The organism is Gilliamella sp. B2923 (genome assembly GCF_026536565.1).
Classification (GTDB): domain Bacteria; phylum Pseudomonadota; class Gammaproteobacteria; order Enterobacterales; family Orbaceae; genus Gilliamella.
The window spans coordinates 236,344-257,408 of record NZ_JAFNNZ010000003.1 but is presented as its reverse complement, the minus strand read 5'-3'; the positions used below and the strand labels follow the sequence as shown (position 1 = coordinate 257,408).

Sequence of the window (21,065 nt, the reverse complement as noted above, 5' to 3'; positions counted from 1 at the left end):
TAATATGAATAAAATCAAACAGGTTTTCATTATTGGTCCAATAATTCTTTTATTAGCAGGTTGCCACCTTTTGGGGCAAAAAGATAACGTCAGAGTTAGCCCGCCAATTATTAATGGAACGCCAGATGGTACTGGTGTGGTTGATACACCACCGAAGATTATTAAAGAGACAAACTGGAATCAGATTTTATCTCCGTTTGTGGATAAGATATTACACTCATCAGAAGCCGGAGGCGCTAATAACTTGATCTTAATTAGTGATATCCAAAATCGTAGTGGTGATTATCTTGCTACTAATCAAATCGATAATGCTTTATATCAATTGATGAGCAAACAAAATACTTATACCGTTGTAGATAAAAAGGCTGTTAATCAAGCTAAACAAACATTGGGCATTTCAGCCGATGATAAACTTGTTTCACGTAGTAAAATGATTGGTTTGGCTAAATCATTAAGTGCTGGTTATGTCCTATTTACCACCATTTATAAATTACCGACTGATACCGATAATGCCAATGTTGCTATGGAACTTCTTTCAACCCAAAGTGGCGAGATTTTAACTCGTGCCACATCAAAAGATTTTCCTTCTCAGCCAAAAACTCAACCTGAAACGGATACAACAATTTCTGCCCCAACTACGTCCGATGCAACTACAACCGACGCAACTACAACCGACGCAACTACAACCAATACAACTACAGGGGTAAATCAATAATGGGACCGCTGTTGATAGATGTTGAAGGCACATCGTTAACCCAAGAGGAAAAAGAACTTTTGCAAAATCCGTTGCTTGCTGGAGTGATTTTATTTAGTCGCAATTATCAAGAACCTAATCAGTTAAAAGAATTGATAAAACAGATTCGTGATAATTCTTCGCAACGCCTTTTAATTTCTGTCGATCATGAAGGTGGTCGTGTTCAGCGTTTTAAACAGGGATTTACGCTGATTCCTCCGGCACAATCTTTTGCCGCTTTAAATGATTTACCACAAGCCAAATCACTGGCATTTGATGCGGGTTGGGTGCTTGCAATGGAGCTAATCGCTTTTGATATCGATCTTAGCTTTGCGCCTGTGCTAGATCTCGGGCACGAGTGTTTAGCCATTGGGACTCGCTCATTTCATCAAGATGCTGATATTGCCTATCAAGTTGCTTCTGCCATGATTGATGGTATGCATGCAGCGGGCATGAAAACAACCGGTAAGCATTTTCCCGGACATGGGCATGTAATTGCTGACTCACATAAAGAAACACCAATAGATAATCGTGATAAATCGCTTATTGAGCAAGATATGCAAATTTTTGCCAAACTTATTGCCGATGACAAACTCGACGCTATTATGCCAGCTCATGTTATCTACAGCGCCTTTGATAATAAACCTGCAAGTGGGTCATCTTACTGGCTTAAAACGGTATTACGACAGCAACTGCAGTTTAAAGGGATTATCTTTTCCGATGATTTATCAATGGAAGGCGCCTCTATTATGGGGAATCATGCTGAGCGAGCAAAGGCAGCATTAGAGGCCGGCTGTGATCTGCTGTTAGCTTGTAATAACCGGCAAGGTACTTTAGCTATATTACATCAGCTAGCTGAATTAAATAAAAAGCACAATTTGCAGTCAGAAAAAGCTAAACGCTTACTGACCGATACCAAAGTAACTTACGGTGAATTAATCCATAATCGTGATTGGCAACTTCGTCACAATAATTTAATGAAACTAAACGAAAAGTGGGCAGATCATGCAAGCGGCAATCATTGAAATTAATAATAACCAACTTTTAGTTGCCTATAATAGTGCAGCAAAAGCTTTATTTACGCACAATACGTTAGTATTGAATCAACCATTTAATTATAAAAAAGTATTCAATTTAGATGAATCGTCAAATTTAGATATCCAAGATGACACGATAATTGTTTTAAATTCTCAATACTTTCTGTTACAAAAAGTCGATGAACAATCTAAAACGATCTTTATTTTACAATCTATTGAATATTTGAAAAAAAGGTTATCTAAAATACAAGTTGTTGGGCGGCATGCATTTGATATTTTCGCAACAGAAAGTTTGGTAATGAAAAAACTCATTGCACAAGCTAAAGCTTTTTCAATGCAACGTGAACCACTTTTAATATCGGGCGAAACAGGGACGGGCAAAGATTTACTTGCTCATGCTTGTCATCAATATAGTCCACGAGGAGATCAAACCTTCTTAGCGCTAAATTGTGCAGCCATGCCCGATGATGTCGTTGAAAGTGAATTATATGGACACGCAGCCGGTGCTTATCCGGGGGTAACTGAAAGTAAAAAAGGCTTTTTTGAGCAGGCGAATGGTGGATCGGTATTACTTGATGGCATTGATGAAATGTCATTTCAAATGCAAACAAAATTATTACGATTCATCAATGACGGTTATTTTCGCCGAGTTGGGAATGATAACGAAGTTTATGTCGATGTAAGAATTATTTGTGCCACTAAAGTGGATTTGGCCGGTTTAGTTGAACAGGGCAAATTTAGAAAAGATCTTTATTATCGGCTTAATGTCTTATCGCTGAATCTACCTTCATTACAAGAACGCAAAGATGATATCGCACCTTTAACGAAAATCTTTGTCGATGAATTTGCCAACAAACAAGGGATCACCCCACCAACGATCGATGACAATGTGATAGAGTTTTTAACTCGTTACTCTTGGCCGGGCAATGTACGTCAGCTTAAAAATGTTCTTTATTCAGCGTTAGCTCAACTTACTTCATCTGTTTTAACAACAAAAGATATAGTGTTACCAATTCCAACCACTTCACAATTATCTTGGATCAATAATATTGAAAATAAAACACTTGATGAAATGACTAAGCAGTTTGAAAAAGAGATTTTATTAAGGCTGTATGATAAGTACCCTAGCTCAAGAAAACTGGCCAAAAGGTTAGGGGTATCACATACAGCGATTGCCAATAAGTTAAGAGATTATGGAATAGGGCGATAATTTTGTCTGACAGCAAAAAAATTTTGATAACAGGTGGTGCAGGATTCATTGGTTCAGCGGTTATTCGATATATCATCGAACAGACAGCGCATCAAGTTATTAATCTTGATAAACTGACTTATGCGGCCAATTTGCAAGCATTGCAATCAGTATCCACCAACAACAGATATTTTTTTGAAAAAGTGGATATTTGTCATCGACACGCACTCGACCATATTTTTGAGCAGTATCAACCAAATGCAATCATACATTTGGCGGCTGAAAGTCATGTAGATCGCTCAATTAATCATCCGGCTAAATTTATTGAAACCAATGTTATTGGAACCTTCACACTGCTAGAATCGTCTTACCATTATTGGAAAAACTTAGCTAAAGACTTGAAAAAGAATTTTCGTTTTATTCATGTTTCAACCGATGAAGTATATGGCGAACTGCAACAAAACGAGAGTAAATTTAATGAATCAACCCCTTATGCACCAAATAGCCCGTATTCAGCATCAAAGGCATCAAGCGATCATCTAGTCAGATCTTGGTATAAAACCTATGGTCTGCCAACAATTATCACGCACAGTACAAATAATTACGGCCCATTCCAACATCCTGAAAAGTTAATTCCATCAGTCATTTCAAATGCACTTGCCGGTAGACCGATACTTATCTATGGTGAAGGCTTGCAAATGCGTGATTGGATTTATGTGGAAGATAATGCTAAAGCTTTATATTCCGTTTTAATCAATGGTAAAATAGGCGAAACATACAATATTGGTGCTAATAACGAATCAACCAATATAGCATTAGCTGAAAAACTTTGTAAAATACTTGATGAACTCGCTCCCCAATATAAAAATTCAATAATAAAATATCGGGATTTAATTCAATTTGTATCTGACAGACCTGGCCATGATTATCGTTATGCTATCGATTCATCTAAAATAACGAAAGAATTAGGTTGGCAACCTCAAGAGGACTTCGAAAGTGGGTTGAGGAAGACGGTTATAGCATATTTAAATAGCAAACAAATAATAGGATGAATTTTAGATTACCTAATGTTTCAATTTCAATATGTGTGTATAATGTTAAAATTTATTCACGACACTGTTAAAAGTGAAGCTCTATTTTCTTAATAATAATGTGAGATAGGTTTGAAAAAATTTATCGTTTTTAAGTGAATTTGTAAGAGTATGATGAAAATAGTTTCAGCTCAAATTCTTACTTCATGCCTTTTTAAATAAATTGCCGTTTTTTAGAAACATTATTCTGTTAATTATAATTTATAGAAATTAGTTTAAGCATTACTTTATGTATTATTGTTTTTAAGTAATGTATTTTCATAAGATGACAGAGTAATTTTAAAAAGATATACTTACCAAAATCATATAAATTATTTACATTAAATATACAAATATATATTGCTTATTGTCATAAACAGAATATGTATGCATATCATTTTTATACATTTAAAAGGTTTTAAATACTTATGCTAGATAAAGTAAAAAAATTAATTGACACTCATGAAATAATTTCGTTTGATATTTTTGACACTCTATTATTAAGAATATATGCAAAACCTACAGATTTATTTTTGCATATGGAAAAGCTTTATAATATTCCTGGTTTTTTTAAAGCTCGAATAGCGGCTGAAACTAATGCTAGAGCCCACACTTCAGCAGAAGAAATAACATTAGATGAGATATATCAACAATTACCAGATTATTTCCGAACCTTTAAATGTAAAGAAATAGAGCATGAAATAGCGGCTTTAAAAGTCAATAAAGATATTTATCAAGTTTACAAATATGCCTTGAAGAAAAAAAAGAAAATAATTATCACTTCAGACATGTACTTGCCAAAAGATATATTAATAAATGTTTTACATAAAAATGGTTATAACAAATATGATCGTTTTTATTTATCTTCTGAAACTTTAGTTACAAAACACAATGGCACACTTTATACACTTATTTTAAATGATTTAAATATAACTGCTCCTAATACACTATTACATATTGGGGACAATTATTATTCAGATTATGAAAGAGCGATAGAGAAAGGAATTGATGCTTATCATTACAAAAAAGCAATAGATCAGTTATTTGAAAGCAATATACGTACTAAAATGTACTATGATCAAAATCCTAATGATGTTGGTGCTTCAATATTGCTTGGATTACTTGCTTATAATCATCTAAAATTTGATAAAAATTATTGGAAAAACTTTGGTTATAATTACGCCGGACCGACCGTATTTTCATATGTTTATTGGTTAAAAAAGTCATTCGAAAAAGATAATATAAATAATGCACTTTTCGTTGCTAGAGATGGATATTCATTAAAAAAAGTGTTTGATCTAATGAATGATGATGAAGTTAAATCGAGTTATATTTATGCACCGAGGGTATTGAGTACTCTGTTTTATCTAGATTTTAATCAAAATAAGTATATTGATCCCAATGAAAAATTTTCAGCAGTCAAAAATATATTATCTCACTATAAAGAACGAAATGATATTTTGAAAGAAAAAACACCTAATATCACTTCAACTGAAGAAGGTGTCGCTTTTATTGAGCAACATATTGATATATACAAGAAACTTGCTGAAGAGGAAACTAAATCTTATAAAGATTATATAGAAAATTTATCTTTAAAAGAAAATCTCGCTATTATCGATACCTGTTCAATTAATTTATCATCGCAAAGATTGATTGAAAAAATAATAGGGAAGCAACTTTATGGATACTACTTTTTGTTACAAGCTAATGAAAATACAAATATTAATCTAGATGATTATATATTAAGAGCTTATCGAGAAGATAAATTTTCGTGGATAAAAGATTGGGATGTCATGGAATTTTTTATGACATCACCTGAACCGCCAATCAAAGATTTTAGAAATGGAAACCCAATCTATAAAAAGCCAGATAATAATGACAAAATTCGTAGTGAAATTTATCCTGTTCTGTCTGAAGGTATAGTAGAATTTGCGAAGGATTTATTGTCTTCATTTCCAAATTGTAATCCATTCATTACGTGGAAAAATATTTTCGATTGGGTAAATATTTTTTGCTCTGTTTCCACTCCAAAAGATAAAAAGATGCTTGCTAATGTCAATCATGCTTTTGATTTTAATCATGAAAAATATGTTCCAATCTGTAAAGAATGGTATAATTTTGAATATGAGAATAAAATTCAGATCAAAAATAAATTCAAAATAGGTAATTTAGTCGTTTTAAAAAAATTATCTAAGAAGAATGTATCATCATATTTTTTCTTTAATCTGCCAATCTTAACAATTAATAAGGAAAATAAGCGTATCAATTATCATTTGTTCAAATATATTCCGGTTTATAAAAGGAAAGAAAAGAAGAACAAAATGAAATATTATGCTTTCAACCTACCTATTTTAACAATTACTAAGAAATATTATCGATAAAAATATCAATTTTTAGGAAAACATTAACGATGAAAAGTAGTTATATAAATTTTGTTTTAACTGGTGATAATAACTATGTAGCTCCATTAGGTGTTTGTATGACTTCTATTCTGCTTAACCTAGCCGAGAATAGACGAGCACGTTTTTTTGTATTTGTTCAAGGTTTTACTAAAGATGATAAGAAGCGGCTTGAAGATGTAAAAAAAGTGAGGCCGTGCGAAATCATTTTTGTCGAGATGGAAGATTATATTCATCTTTTTGACTGTATCGATACTAGTAAATTTGTTTTGCAATATGTAAATCTTGTTGTTTATTATAGATTGTTAATGCTAGATATATTACCAGATGATGTTGATAAATGTTTTTATATTGATGGTGATATGATTATTGATTCTGATCTTTCTTATTTATATGATAAGTTTGATGAAGAAAACGTTATGGGTGCTGTTGTTGAAATACTTGCTATGCAATATAGAGATAGTATTTTAAAACATTTTATGGAATGGAAAGATCTAAAAAATTTTCAGAATAATCCATTAAAATATCCTTATTTCAATGCTGGTTTCTTTTTATTAAATGTTAAAAAAGCAAAAGAATTAGAATTATTCAAAAAAGCTTTTGAATTTTTAGATAATCACCCAAATCCTCCGTACGCAGATCAAGATACACTTAATTATATTGTTGGTCAGACTCATCCACACTTATTAGAACATTTTCCTCCTTCATATAATGTGTTTTGTGATATGCATCACGACATTGATTTATACTATGATGCTTTTTACGATAAGAAAGATATCCAAGAAGCCTTCAATCATCCTAGGATCTATCACTATGGTGGAGCTAACAAGCCTTGGATAAATCGAAAAGTTAGATTTTTTTATTCAATATGGTGGCGATATTGTCATTTATCTCCATGGTCAGATTTGCCAGAGCCTGAACCGGAAGAAATCTATCATGAGGAATTAATAAATACAACGCCAAATACAAATAATTCTGATGAGCATAAAAACCTTAATAATCCAAATAACTCATGTTCAACTTTTAAATTATTTAATTTTATTCCGCTGTTTAAGAAAAAGATTAAATATAATGAGAAAAAATATTACTTTTTAGGTATACGCTTGTATTCTAAGAAACAAGTAAATTCTTATTTCAAATGCTACCGAATTTTAGGACTGAAATTTAAAAAAATCAATTTGCAGAAAATGTTTGAATTCAAAATTGAAGATGTGAAAAACGTCATGAATTGGCATTTTCAAGACTCAAAAAATAGAGCTGATTGGTTATATGATAAATTGATGCATCATGTTGATTGTCAATTACAAGGATTGCGAGATGATATTCATTTAGCGATTAATAATTCTGATAATCCAACAAATACAATGAATGACGAATATAACCAATTATTAAATTCTAAATTTGAAAATATTAAAAATGAAATCAATGATATAAATGAAAAATTTATTGACATTAAAAATGAGTTCGATTTGATATCAAAAAATAGTTTAGAAAATTTTGCTTCATTGAATAAAAACCTTGAAACTGAAGTTAATAAACTTGTAGCTGATAATTTAGATACAAAACAAAGTCTAACTGTTCGAATGCAGGGTTTAGATAAAAAAATAAGTATTAATAATTCTGTGTTTATCACTCATCAAAAAACTTTCTTACCATATAAAAATATGTTTAATGGTAAAGAAATTGCAATACTTGCTACAGGTCCATCTTTGAATCATTATGTACCTATCCCTAATGTGATCCACATTGGAGTAAATAGAGCGTACAAATTTGATAAAGTAGATTTTGATTTTTTATTTATCCAGGATATTTCCGGATTAAAAGATGAAATTGCAAACATAAATCAGTATGACCAAGGTAAATGTCAGAAATTTTATGGCGATGTATTAACAATGGAAACTTGTGCAATACCTGAAAGCTATTTAATTAAATATGGAGCAAAGCGTTATTATACGGGTGGAATGCATACACCATTTGTGAGGGATATTTCTTCTTGCTTGTTACCGGATTTCGGCTCAGTGGTTTTTGCTGCTCTAGCATTTGCCTTATATACCAATCCTAAGAAAATTTATTTAGTTGGATGTGATTGTAGTGAAGATGGTTACTTTGATGATAATAAAAAATCAATATCACCTTCTTTAAAAGGTGATTTGCCAAATATTTTACAAGGTTGGCAAAATTTCAAAACCTTTGCTAATCATGTTTATCCAGATACTGAAATAGTTTCTGTTAACCCTGTAGGTTTGAAAGGATTATTTCAGGAAATTGAGGTAAAATAATGTTTAATCTAATTAGCTCAGATAAATTTTGATAAATTTATGGATGTGTTTCCAATACTTACTGTGATTATACCTGTATATAATACAGCTAATTATTTAAAAAGATGTTTAGATAGCGTCATTAATCAAACAATAAATGATATTGAAATAATATGTATTAATGACGGATCTACCGATGATTCTTTATCTATTTTAGAAAAATATCAAGAAATAGATCATAGAATCAAAATCATTTCGAAACAAAATGAAGGTTTATCTGTAGCTAGAAATGTTGGTATATCAAATGCTTCAGGAAAATTTATTACATTTGTTGATTCTGACGATTATATCGAAATAAATACTTATGAATTAGCTCTCCAACACTTCAACTCAGATGATATAGATGCAGTTTATTTTTCAACTAATTTAGTATTTGAATCTCAATGTACTGATGCGAATCAGGAAAAATATTATATCCATAAATATCATGGGATTATTAGTTTAACTCCCGAGATTTTAAAAAATATGGATGTGTGTGCATGGAATAAAATTTACAAGCAAGAGCTTATAAAAGAATATAAAATCAGCTTTCCTAATGGTTTGTTATACGAAGACAATCCTTTTTTTTGGTCATACATGTTAGTTTCTCATAAAGTGTATTTTATGAATGAAAAGCTATATAACTACACGATACGAGATAATTCAATTATGGGATTAACCTCAAAAAGAAAAATTGAAAAATTAGGAAAATGTAATAATGGATTAGACAAATTATTATGTTTTGAATATCTTTTAAAATTCATTTTCAAATGGAATTTATTTTCAAAAATTGAACCAATATTATGTGATTTATTTGAAAAAAATCTTTGGGATGGCCTTTATTATGCAAAAAAGAATGGCAGAAAAAAAGTATTATCTAAAGCAACGGATTTAGTAAATAAATTTCAATTACTTGATTTTTATCCTACAAATCCTTTTATTATTTCATTGTATAAAAAAAATTATTCCCGCATTGAAAATGTCAATTCTCTTTTTCTAAATCTTTGGCAAAGAATGATTGGGGTTTGGAAAACAGATAAATGCTACATAATTTGTTTTTTAGGAATAAAAATAAAAGTCAAAACTAAGCCTAACAAAATCAAAAATAACTAATGTTAGCTTTATAATCGCATACTTTATCTAATTATATAATTAGGAAAAATTTAATTCCAAATAATAACGTGATAAATATAAAGAAATCTAAAATGAAAGTAAAAACAAGAATTGAAGCGCTAGATGGACTTAGATTTCTAGCTTGCATGATGGTTATTTTTTATCATTATTTCTTTGCTAGCCCATTATCCGGTTTTATTCCTGAAAGTTATGCTATTAATGCCTTATATTTCGGGGATTTTGGGGTAGATATTTTTTTTCTAATTAGTGGATTTGTCATTTCATTATCATCAGAAGGAAAAAGTTCATTTGGTTTTATAAAATCCAGAATAAATAGAATTGTCCCTACTTTTGTCATTTTTGGTTTGATAATTTATGTCTTTTCTATTTCTGTTCCTATGATTGATCCTTTGGAAAGAATAGTATCACTGCTTTATAGTCTTACATTTTTTCCACAAGCTTTTGGCCATGCTTTTTTCAGTAGTATTTATTGGACGATACAAATTGAAGTTACTTTTTATATTTTAGTTTTTATTATGATGCAATTGGATTTATGGAAAAGATACAAAAATCAAATATGCTTCATTTGGATTATCATTTCTTTTATTAATCAGTTTGTTTTAAATTCAACTATAATTAATTATTTTCTGCTTACACAATATGCAGGTCATTTTGTTGCTGGTATTGTTATCTTTAACATGAGAAAAAATAAATGTGAGCCATCAGATATCATATTGATTCTTTTCAGCACGATATTAATTTATAATCGAATGGTATATTTTAATAATACTGATGCTATTAATTTATTCCACTATCAAGTATCACATGTCGCTTTATTACTTTCTGCTGTTTGTGTAGTCTCGTTAGTTTGGTATGCTTCTAACTTAAATGGCGTAGGCAAATATTATAATATGATCAAGTTTTTAGGTGCAATGACTTATCCTTTATATTTAATTCATTCTGATATCGGTTTTTGGTCTCATGCGATATTTGAGCGTTTATTATGGGATAAATATCCGTTCACCCGCGAAATTATTGGTTATGGTATGACAATTTTTATTGCTCTATTTGTATCTTTCCTTATATCTGCTATTTATATTAAATATCTTGATAAACCGATTAATAAAATCTTTAATAAAATTTGGCATTAGATAATCACTAACTCATTTATTAATAGTTCTAACTTCTAATTTTAACTTGTTAATTATAATATAATGCTATATAAAAATTTATATTTACACTCTATAGCTTTTTTTGTTGTTAAATATAAATAATGCGAAGATATAAACTTTATTTAATATTCTTTATCTAATTATAAATACGAAATTTTTAATAAAACTAACTTCAATAGTTACATTTATAGTATAATAAGTACAATTGTTATTACGTCATAGTGTTCGCAATGTCTCAAAAATATAACTCTTACACGACTCTTAAAAAGCTTTGGCCATTCATTAAACCTTATAGAAAAGCATTGTTTGTAGCTATTTTCGGGTTGCTACTAAATGCTGCAACCGATGCTACTTTAATATCATTAACTAAACCATTATTAGACAACGGGCTAATGGGAAAAAATTATGCACTATTGATAACTATTGCTTTTGGTATTATTGGCTTGATCGGATTAAGAGGAATTTCTAATTACGCTTCTACTTATTGCCTTTCGTGGTTATCAGGTAAAGTAATAACAAATTTTAGACAGATGATATTTGATCATTTAGTAAAAAGCCCGGTTGGTTTTCATGATCAACAATCTGTTGGCGGGCTTGTTTCTGTTATCACATATAATACACAAATGTTATCAAAGGCTTCTTCAGATGCATTAATAATACTTATCCGTGAGATAGCTTATGCAGTTGGATTATGTATCGTTATGCTTTATGGTAGTTGGAAGTTAGCATCAGTACTTATTATTCTTGTGCCTTTAATTATTTTTATTGCTCAATTCATTGCTAAACGATTCAGAAAAACTATTGCATCTATGCAACAAGGTATGGGGCAAATCTCGATTGCAAGTGATGAAATGTTGAAAGGACACAAAGAAATTTTAATATTTAATGCAAAAAAATACGAAAAAAATAATTTTTATAAACTTAATGACGGTTTTCGTAGAGGAATGTTAAAAATTGAAGTTATATCCAGATTATCGACACCTCTTATACAATTGATTGCCACATTAGGGTTAGGTTTTGTATTATATTTAGTTGCTAATCAAAGCTTAGATATTACACCGGGATCTTTTACTGTTGTTTTCTCTGCTATGGTGGCTGTTATGCGCCCATTACGAGAATTAACCAGTTTACATGTGGAGTTACAAAAAGGTTCGATGGCATGCGAGTCATTATTTGGGCTTTTGAATTCTCCATTAGAAGATGATAAGGGAACTATTGTAGCTAATAATATAAAAGGCAATATTGAATTTAAACATGTAACTTTTACATATCCGACTCGAAATACTCCTGCACTAAATGATATTTCTCTAAATATACAAGCTGGGCAAACAATTGCTTTAGTTGGGCGTTCAGGTGCAGGTAAATCTACTATCGCAAACCTAATTCCACGATTTTATGATGTATCACAAGGTGAAATTCTTTTAGATTCAATTGATATTAAAGAATATACGTTAAAGTCGCTGCGTCATCAAATTGGTTATGTCTCCCAACGGGTACATTTATTTAATGGGACTATTGCAGAAAATATTAGCTATGGTGAAAAAGATAAATATAGTCGTGAAGATATTATTCAAGCAGCTAAATTAGCCAATGCAATGGAGTTTATCGATAAATTAGAATCAGGTATTGATACAGAAGTTGGTGATAATGGGATTCTTTTATCAGGTGGGCAAAGACAAAGAATAGCTATTGCTCGAGTACTTTTACGAAATAATCCTATATTAATTCTTGATGAAGCAACTTCAGCTTTAGATAATGAATCCGAGAAGTTAGTTCAAGATGCGATTGAAATCCTTCAAAAAAATCGTACGTCAATTATAATCGCCCATCGTTTATCAACAATTGAAAAGGCAGATAGAATTCTAGTGATTGATGATGGAAAAGTTGTTGAAGATGGCAATCATATATCATTGATCGATTTAGATGGAATTTATGCACAAATGCATAAAATGCAATTTAACTCATAATTTGAAAAAATGAATAATGAAACAGAATACAAATCAAAATAATCATGACAAGTATAGCGATATTGATAAAGACTCATCAACTTGGAAAACTTTTTTAAAACTTTTTCCTTATATCTTAAGATATAAATTTGTTTTATTTTTATCAGTTATTTTATTAATTGTTAGTGCATTCGCTGATACTTCATTAATTGCTTTATTACGTCCGTTACTTGATAAAGGTTTCACCATGAATGATAAAGATTTTTTATTTATGGCACCTATTTATATCTTGGGTTTGGTATTTTTACGAGGCGTTGCAAATTATGGTTATTCTGTTTTTCTCGCTTTTGTTTCTGGAAAAATTGTAATGAAAATCCGCCAAAAGTTATTTAACCATTTCGTTGATGCTCCAGTCAGTTATTATGATAAAAATTCAACAGGACGATTATTATCCCGAATTATTTATGATACAGATCAGGTGGCTGCTTCATCGTCAGATGCATTAATTACAATTATTCGTGAATCAGCTTTTATTTGCGGCCTATTTTATACTATGTTTTATAACAGTTGGCAGTTATCCTTGTCTTTGATCATTATTACGCCTGTCGTAATTGGATTAATTACTTTTATATCTGTGAAATTTAGGAAGCTAGCAAAAAATATGCAAAACTCAATGGGCAATGTAACTATGTCTGTTGAGCAAATGTTAAAAGGGCACCGAGAAATCATAGTCTTTGGCGCTCAAGAAGAAGAATCAAAAAACTTTAATAAAGTGAATAACAAATTCCGTAGGGATGGAATGAAATTAACTTCCATATCTGCTTTATCTACTCCTATTGTTCAATTAGTTATTTCTTTTGCAATTGCTTTTGTTCTTGTAACAGCAAGTAATCCTGATTTAAATATTACTCCTGGTGAGTTTACTGTAGTGTTTTCTTCTCTAGTTGCACTAATGCAACCAATTAAAAATCTAACTAGTGTTAATGCCGGCTTCCAAAAAGGAATGGCAGCTTGTCAGACATTATTTGCTATTTTAGAACAGCCTATAGAAGATGATAAAGGTACAATTGATATTGAAAGAGTTAAAGGTGAAATCATTTTTAATAATGTCTCATTTGGTTATGAAACTAGACAAGACTTAGCTCTACGTAACATTAATTTTAATATAAAAGCGGGCGACACTGTTGCGTTGGTTGGTCGTTCCGGATCAGGTAAAACAACTATAGCTAGCTTATTAACCCGATTCTATGATATTACTGAAGGGGAAATTTTAATTGATGGCTATAATATCCAAGATTTAACATTATATTGTTTACGAAATCAAATAGGACTAGTATCCCAAAATGTTCACTTATTTAATGATACGATAACCAATAATATTGCTTATGGCAAAATTGGTGAATATACTCAAGAAGAAATTGAAGAAGCAGCAAAGAAAGCCTACGCATATGATTTTATTATGGAATTTAAAGATGGATTTAATACTAAAGTCGGGGAAGGCGGTATATTATTGTCAGGCGGTCAAAGACAGAGAATTTCAATAGCTAGAGCACTTTTAAGAAATAGTCCTATATTGATTTTAGATGAAGCTACATCAGCATTGGATACAGAATCAGAGCAGGTTATACAAAAAGCTTTAGATGCCTTACAAATTGGGAGAACCGCAATAGTTATTGCGCATAGACTATCTACAATTGAAAATGCTGATATTATTTTAGTCATTGATAATGGCCAAATTGTAGAGCAAGGTAACCATAATGAACTCATTAATAAAAATGGGGTCTACAAAAATCTATACAATTTGAAAAATAGGTCTGAATTAATAAATTAATATTGGCTTAATGTTGAATAATAAAAATTTTCATTATCAATATTAGTATATGGGTGTTTTTTAGTTACGGCATATTTTAATAATATTAATTTCGTATTTATTGAACACTTATTTTTTTTGGAAAATTTGATTGCATAGCAAATGTTTTGAATTATTTTTCTTTTATTATTTCTATGCATTCTAATAGTAATTTTTAATAAACCTAAATCTTTTTTTATACTCTCTCTTTCTTGAAGAGAATAATTGTAACTCGATTTAAGTAATAATTCTAAATAAGTAACATTCATCCGAAAAAAGTAGTTATTTTTAGCATTAGATGATATAGGAAGGTTTTTAATCGTATCAAAACAATCAACCAATACATCCCTTAAAATACAAGTATTTTTATAATCTACATGTTGATTAGATGATAGCGAACAAAGGCGACTTCTATGCAAATAGGCTAATTTGCTCATAAAATAACATGAAATATGAGCGTTTTTAAGAATCGCTAAAGAAACTTTGTGATCTTCGTGTATTCTCCCGGTGAACTTTTCTTTAAATAAATAACGTTTAAAAATATATTGCCAGGTCACCCCTGAGTAATTTTCTTTTTCTAGCAAAAAATCTAATAACTCTATACCACTATCAAAATATTTTTTAGGGGTTTCAATTAGTGACAGATCAGTAAGCAAAGGCAAAGATTTCTCATCTTTGAAAGATGTATAGTTAAAGTAAAATAATTCTAATTCAGGATTATTTTTTAGTGATGTTTTAAATTCATTAAATAAGTTCGTATTAACTATATCATCTGAATCAACAAACATTACATAATCTTTAGAAGCTGCTTCAATACCTGTGTTTCGAGCAGCACTTACACCTAAATTAGGTTGAGAAATTATTTTTATTTGCTTATGCTTAGCAGCATATCTAACTAGTATTTCTTCAGTTTTGTCTGTTGAACCATCATCTACGCAAATGATTTCTTCTGGTAAACAAGTCTGATTAACTAAAGAATCTAAACAATTAGCAATATATGACTCAACATTGTAACAGGGTATAATAACTGTTAAATTAGTGTTCTTCACAATCATTGCTAAATTATCCCTTTTATTTTTTATTATAGAATTTGTATATCAAATATATGATATAGTAATAAAAAGCTGATGTATACTTACCTAGTTTCATCAAATACTTCGCATAATTTCTTACAGAAGAACTATTACCACTTAAAGGCAATTCTACATCTTTCCATGGCGATTGCTGTAAATAGTGCTGGAAAATTTCCGACTGGTAAACTTTATACCAAGGCTTGTTTTGTGAGATATAATGTAATACCACCGTATAAGGTTTTATATTTTTTTCTTGATGCGCGTCAATAGAAATCTTTATTTTAGTATTGAACTTAATAGGTAATAATAAAGTTTTCTTTTCCAACAAAATATTTAAGACATCTTGATCAGCAAATTTATAAACATTACCGTCATTAATCAAATTTAGCGCTTTTTCGGTAATACCCGCTTCACACCAATTTTTAGTATTAATTAATAATACACCCGCATTAAAATATTTGCTTGAATCTAAACTATACATTTTGCTGATTGCTTCTTGCATATCTTTGCTATCGCTTATTACGCCGGCTATATAATCATCAATATTATAATTAGCAAGGGGTACTAATGATTTCAAGCAAATCGTATCGCTATCAAGGTAAATGACTTTATCTGTTACTGGATTTAACAATTCCGGTATGATAAAACGAATACATGTTGAAGCATTCGAAATATGAAGAATTAAAGTTTTAGGATTTATGACAAAATTATTATTCATCCTATAAGTTGTAATTGTAATTCGATCTCCGGCTAGCTGTTTAAATTTTTCAATATTTGATTCGCTTACTTGATCAATAAATAAATGAAAGTGCAAATTAACATCTAAAGTATTATTAATTACTGAAGTGATCGTTATGCCAGCTGGCATAGCATAATTATCATCGAATCCTAACGCAATGTGTAAAGTTGAAAAATTTGGGTTTGAGGCTTTAGCAATAGTCTCAGTTGATGCAATGAAGCTTTGTATATTATACATATCAATAAATTATTAATAGTTATTTATCGTTATTATATCCTAAAATCAATAGCTAAAAAATAAGATTAGGAGCAAGAAAGATTTAATAAAACAGATCTTTTTCTTTAAAAAACCTATCTAAAAATGAGCCATTAACTTTATCTTTATAACGATAGGTTAATTTATGTATAGAAGATTTATTTTTGATTTCTTCTAATTTTTCTAAGCAAAAGTCTTCATTAAAAGATAATTGCATTAGGTGAGTCGGTTCTTCAATTAAGTTAATTGAGGCATTCCATTCATCTGCTAAACATTTGTGCTCATCAATGAGGCATCTAAAAATAAAATATATTAGAAAGTAATCAATAATTTTATCTTCATTTTTCCAATAATCAAAAAGGGCGTTTCTCACACTACACATTAAGTTATTATTAGGTTGAGAATGCATAAACCAACTAGCAAATGCCAGATATGTGTGGCAATCAAACCAAGCACTGTCTTTAGTAATGCGAAAAGCAAAAAAATTGGATTGAAGAATTTGGGATGGTATCTTATGAGTTAATAAAACTGTCGCATCAATCCAAGTACCGCCATATTTTGCCAATAAGCAAACTCGAATAATATCTGATAAATGTACTGGCGTGATAATGCCTTTTTTATATTTTTCAATGATATATTCTGGCAACTCAATATAATCAAGATAATTTTCTTCTGTTAGCCGAATAATTTTACGGTCGCCAGCATACTTTTCCACGCTTTCGAAACATAATTTAACAATATTTGGTGCACTAGCTTCACCTTGAAACCAAATTTGCCAAATCGGTAATTGCTCCGGAGGGGTAAAGGCTGCTTCGCAATTGACTTGAGCAGTATGACTACAATATTTAACAATATGATCATAAAATTCTTTCTGTTTACGATAAGGCAGATTAAAAACTTCGTTTTTTAGGTAATTTTTAACTTTTTTTCTAACCGGAGATAGAAAAATAGGAAAAGTTATGATTTTTATTATTTCTTTTGTAACTTTGTATGATAGCATGGTTTCAAATGTTCACTTTATATTCTAAAATATTAGCACAATGTAAAAATCCTTTCTATAAATTATCAATTTATTTTAAACGATTATTTATAAGTGGTAAGAACTTTATTCAGATAGAAAAATTAATTGAGAATGATGTATGTTTGATTGGAAGAAATTTGTAAATAAAATGGAGACTTTTTCAGAAAGTAATGAACCAAATTCAAATATGTTGCACATAGCATTAGCCTTTGATGATAATTATGCAATGCCTGCTGGGGTAACAATAACTTCTGTGATAAAAAACAATAGCTCTTCATGTTTTTGTTTTCATCTTTTAGTCGATAATGTTTCATTAGAAAATATAGCTAAGTTTAAAGAGTTAGTTAATCAACAAGTCACTATTAAAATCTATTATTTAAATGATAATTTTGAAATTAATCCCAATACATTAGTACTTGGTTATTTATCAGCTGTATCCTGTGTTCGTTTTATTTTACCAGCTTTATTGTATTCACAAACTAAGAAATTTCTCTATATCGATAGTGATATTCTTTGTTTGAAGCCTATTTCAGAATTATATAATACTGATATTTCAAATTATGTTGCTGCGGTGATATCCGATGATAAGCCGATGCAAAACAAAATAAAGCAATTATATGATATTGATTCTGAAAGATACTTTAATTCAGGTGTTTTATTGATAAATTCTGAAAAATGGATGCAAGATGATCTTACTAATAAATGTATTGAGAAGGTCAACGACGGAAATATTTATCACTTTGCCGATCAGGACGTTTTAAATATTTTGCTAGAGAATAAAACATTATTATTACCTATCAAATATAATACTAAAATTCATATTACTTTCCCTTGTAATGAAGAAAAAGCGATAGCACCTTACACCGTGTTATTACACTATGTTACTGGATACAAGCCATGGTATCAGACATTTAACTCTCAGTTATTTCAAAGCTATCATGCTCTATCGCCTTGGAACAATACTCCTCGACCGCTTGCATTAAAGAAATCATGGTTACGCAATTATGCAAAACACTGTTTCAAAGAAAAACAATTTAGCTTATCGATTAAATTCTATTATTTATATTTGTTAAGAAAACTAGTTTAATTTTTTTTCACTATTTTTAACTTAATATAAGTAAGAAAATACTTTAGGCTTGTAAAAAATTGCCCTTTTTTAAAAAAGGACTTAGCATAAATACGATAATCATTAACCCGCATTTTATGCTTATAACTTTTAAGAGGAGTATTTGCCCAAGGGGTGAAGTGTTTATAAAAATTATACAAATTTTGTGCAAGTCCGGTGTGTTCTTGATACCACATCTTCCTTGCGCCAGTGAAATGAATTATGCATGGTAATGACGCTTTATCGTAAAAAAATGTCTCTTTTTGCTTATCATTCATCCAGGTAAATAAATAATTCCATTTTGGATCTATCCATAAAACTTGATTTTCTAATACGATATTTAAAGCATCTTGATCAGGATAGACTAGATTTTTGTTTTCAGAAGAAAGTAGTATCTGATTAACTTTGTTTTCAGTATCAAACTCAATCCACTTATGAACATTAATATATAAAAGGCCCGAGTTAAAATAATTGGTTGAATTAAGTTGAAGTCTTTCCTGATTTTTCAACATATTTTGTTTATCCAATGAATCGGGCGTTACAGCACATATCACTGAATCTATATTGATATCTAAAATTGAAGAAATATCAGCAAAACATAAAGTATCCGCATCAAGATAAATGAATTTATCAACAATACCATTTAATAGTCTGGGAACTGATAGTCGTATATACATCGACCGATTGATATGTTTGACTTTGTTATTTTGAGTATCAGAATATTTTGTCAACTCCTCTACAGGAATTGAATATAGCGTAATTGAAGAGCTAAGTTGTTGTAACTTCTGTTGTTCTTCTTGCGAAACATCATACAAAAAAACATGAAAATGAATATTATTATTGAGATTATTATGTACTATAGAGCTTATCGACACGCCTACATGTTCAAGATAATTTGAATCAGTACAATATGCGATATTAATAATATTATTCATTTCAGACACTCTTAAATAACCTATTATGATATTTAGTCATTACCCAATTAATATGTCAATATAAAATTGATTATTACTTCATTGTTTAATTTAACGTATGTTACAATGTTATTTCAAATTTTCTAAAATCATCCTTAAATATTAGTAAAAAATGAAAGAAAATCTTTTTATCAAAAAAATTAATACATTATTTGAAAATGCTCAAGCATCTTTAGAAACCACACATATTGCATTTTGTTTTGATGACAATTATGCAATGCCAGCAGGAATAGCGATGTCTTCGGTTATTTCAAATAATTTGGATAAGAATCTGGTATTCCATTTGTTTGCTAATAATGTAACTAATGAAAAAATATCAAGATTTAATCAACTAAACAGCGATAATGTTAGCATAATTTGTTATGAAATTGGGGATGATTTTTCGATTAATCCTGATACATTAGTATTGCATGTATCAGCCTCAACCTGCTTACGATTTGTCGTTCCTCAGATATTAAATAAAGTAACTTCGCGAGTTTTATATTTAGATTGCGATGTACTTTGTACAAATAATCTCAATGAATTAATTCACACTGACTTAAGTGATAAATATGCAGCAGTAGTACCTGATGTTGATAAAACACAGGAAAAGCAATGCCCAGCTTGTGATATCCCTTACGGTGAATATTTTAATGCCGGAATGATCTATATTAATACTGATATGTGGGTAGATAATAATCTTACCGATAAAGCGTTTGCTATGATAAATAGCGGTAAAGTATATAAGTTTGCTGATCAAGATGTATTAAATATTTTGATGCAAGGTAAAACAGCATTTTTACCTAAACGTTTTAATATTCTTACCTCATTAACGGTAGGCGGAAAAGAAGATAGTGTGATTGGCAATGATGCGGTGATAATTCATTATGTCACTGGCAATAAACCTTGGTACCAATTATATTTAACACCACTTTATCAACGATATTTGTCATCCTCACCGTGGGCAAACGATAAATTGTTAGTAGCGAATGAAAATGCACCTTCTACAACCAGACGATATGCAAAATTACTTGCCAGTCAACACAAATATTTTGCCGCTATTAAATATTATCTCCTTTATCTAAAACATAAAGCTTGTAAAAAACATTAAGGG

Annotated in this window: 16 protein-coding genes; 12 read left to right on the top strand and 4 right to left on the bottom strand. The window is 30.0% G+C overall.

From position 1 onward, the window contains the following. Positions 1-4 precede the first annotated feature (4 nt). The 10 genes from J3U42_RS05730 (at position 5) to msbA (J3U42_RS05685) (ending at position 14,787) form a co-directional block, all read left to right on the top strand. Entirely contained in the window at positions 5-715 is a 711-nt protein-coding gene (locus J3U42_RS05730; RefSeq protein WP_267335920.1) for a hypothetical protein, read from the top strand. Then, complete coding sequence (gene nagZ / locus J3U42_RS05725; protein ID WP_267335919.1) at positions 715-1,758, top strand: beta-N-acetylhexosaminidase; 1,044 nt, start codon at positions 715-717, stop codon at positions 1,756-1,758. The genes J3U42_RS05730 and nagZ overlap by 1 nt, the downstream gene beginning before the upstream one ends. Continuing rightward, positions 1,739-2,980, top strand: a complete 1,242-nt coding sequence (locus tag J3U42_RS05720; protein ID WP_267335918.1) for a sigma 54-interacting transcriptional regulator — start codon at positions 1,739-1,741, stop codon at positions 2,978-2,980. Before nagZ ends, J3U42_RS05720 begins: the two co-directional genes overlap by 20 nt. Before the next feature lie 2 nt (positions 2,981-2,982). Beyond that, complete coding sequence (gene rfbB / locus J3U42_RS05715) at positions 2,983-4,011, top strand: dTDP-glucose 4,6-dehydratase (protein WP_267335917.1); 1,029 nt, start codon at positions 2,983-2,985, stop codon at positions 4,009-4,011. Between the two features lie 446 nt (positions 4,012-4,457). After that, the gene (locus tag J3U42_RS05710; protein ID WP_267335916.1) at positions 4,458-6,410 is read left to right on the top strand and encodes an HAD family hydrolase; all 1,953 of its coding nucleotides are present in this window, start codon (positions 4,458-4,460) and stop codon (positions 6,408-6,410) included. Positions 6,411-6,439: 29 nt separating this feature from the next. Further along, positions 6,440-8,707, top strand: a complete 2,268-nt coding sequence (locus J3U42_RS05705) for a glycosyltransferase family 8 protein (protein ID WP_267335915.1) — start codon at positions 6,440-6,442, stop codon at positions 8,705-8,707. Between the two features lie 39 nt (positions 8,708-8,746). Beyond that, on the top strand, positions 8,747-9,838 hold the full coding sequence (locus J3U42_RS05700; RefSeq protein ID WP_267328715.1) for a glycosyltransferase: 1,092 nt from the start codon (positions 8,747-8,749) through the stop codon (positions 9,836-9,838). 92 nt (positions 9,839-9,930) lie between these two features. Next, positions 9,931-10,989 (top strand): acyltransferase family protein, encoded by a 1,059-nt coding sequence (locus J3U42_RS05695; protein ID WP_267335914.1) that lies wholly within the window; start codon positions 9,931-9,933, stop codon positions 10,987-10,989. Between the two features lie 251 nt (positions 10,990-11,240). After that, positions 11,241-12,977 (top strand): lipid A export permease/ATP-binding protein MsbA, encoded by a 1,737-nt coding sequence (gene msbA, locus J3U42_RS05690; protein ID WP_267335913.1) that lies wholly within the window; start codon positions 11,241-11,243, stop codon positions 12,975-12,977. 16 nt (positions 12,978-12,993) lie between these two features. Then, positions 12,994-14,787 carry a lipid A export permease/ATP-binding protein MsbA gene (gene msbA / locus J3U42_RS05685; protein ID WP_220219224.1) on the top strand — a complete coding sequence of 598 codons (1,794 nt, stop codon included), beginning with the start codon at positions 12,994-12,996 and terminating at the stop codon, positions 14,785-14,787. Here the strand turns inward: msbA (J3U42_RS05685) and J3U42_RS05680 are convergent. The 3 genes from J3U42_RS05680 to J3U42_RS05670 all read right to left on the bottom strand — a co-directional run bounded on the left by J3U42_RS05680 (position 14,784) and on the right by J3U42_RS05670 (position 17,872). Continuing rightward, positions 14,784-15,860, bottom strand: coding sequence for a glycosyltransferase family 2 protein (locus tag J3U42_RS05680; protein WP_267335912.1), 1,077 nt, complete (start codon positions 15,858-15,860; stop codon positions 14,784-14,786). The genes msbA (J3U42_RS05685) and J3U42_RS05680 overlap by 4 nt on opposite strands. 16 nt (positions 15,861-15,876) lie before the next feature. Then, positions 15,877-16,854, bottom strand: a complete 978-nt coding sequence (locus tag J3U42_RS05675) for a glycosyltransferase family 8 protein (protein WP_267335911.1) — start codon at positions 16,852-16,854, stop codon at positions 15,877-15,879. Positions 16,855-16,936: 82 nt separating this feature from the next. Continuing rightward, on the bottom strand, positions 16,937-17,872 hold the full coding sequence (locus tag J3U42_RS05670) for a capsular polysaccharide synthesis protein (RefSeq protein ID WP_220219227.1): 936 nt from the start codon (positions 17,870-17,872) through the stop codon (positions 16,937-16,939). A 139-nt stretch (positions 17,873-18,011) separates the two neighbouring features. Between J3U42_RS05670 and J3U42_RS05665 the strand changes: the two genes are divergently transcribed. Continuing rightward, entirely contained in the window at positions 18,012-18,980 is a 969-nt protein-coding gene (locus J3U42_RS05665) for a glycosyltransferase family 8 protein (RefSeq protein ID WP_267335910.1), read from the top strand. Here J3U42_RS05665 and J3U42_RS05660 read toward each other — a convergent pair. Next, positions 18,977-19,933 (bottom strand): glycosyltransferase family 8 protein, encoded by a 957-nt coding sequence (locus tag J3U42_RS05660; RefSeq protein ID WP_220219229.1) that lies wholly within the window; start codon positions 19,931-19,933, stop codon positions 18,977-18,979. The two genes, J3U42_RS05665 and J3U42_RS05660, sit on opposite strands and share 4 nt — an antisense overlap. Positions 19,934-20,084: 151 nt before the next feature. On the opposite strand from J3U42_RS05660, the gene J3U42_RS05655 reads away from it, so the two are divergent. After that, on the top strand, positions 20,085-21,062 hold the full coding sequence (locus J3U42_RS05655; RefSeq protein ID WP_267335909.1) for a glycosyltransferase family 8 protein: 978 nt from the start codon (positions 20,085-20,087) through the stop codon (positions 21,060-21,062). The last annotated feature ends 3 nt before the right edge of the window (positions 21,063-21,065 follow it).